General features: G+C 57.2%; 1 protein-coding gene. It reads right to left on the bottom strand.

Features of this window, described 5'->3' with window-relative positions; translation table 11 throughout:
* A partial coding sequence (locus tag HMPREF3277_RS15045) for a hypothetical protein (protein WP_168168269.1) occupies positions 1–285 on the bottom strand: 285 nt, incomplete at both ends.

Here is a 285-nt window from a genome sequence, read left to right as displayed (position 1 = left end):
TGACATCGCCTGCTTTCAGACCGTCTTTGCCCAGAGCCACTTTGTCGCCGACGTTGACGCCGTTGTTGTTCACAACCGTATCGCCTGCTTTGACGCTGTCTACTTTCAGGTCTTTGTTGAGGCCGACCTGAATGCCGTTCGCGCCTGCGGTGGTGGTGATGTTGGCATCGCCTTTAACCGCCACGGTATCGCCCAGTTTGTTGGCAACGGTCGTACCGCTGTCGCCTGCGAAGCTGATGCCTTTGTTGTCTACCGCGTCTTTCGCCGCTACGCCTTTGGCGATGT

It is taken from the genome of Neisseria sp. HMSC70E02 (assembly GCF_001838645.1).
Classification (GTDB): Bacteria; Pseudomonadota; Gammaproteobacteria; order Burkholderiales; family Neisseriaceae; genus Neisseria; species Neisseria macacae.
Note: the sequence above shows the minus strand (reverse complement) of the source record. Positions and strands in the feature narration are given on the sequence as shown.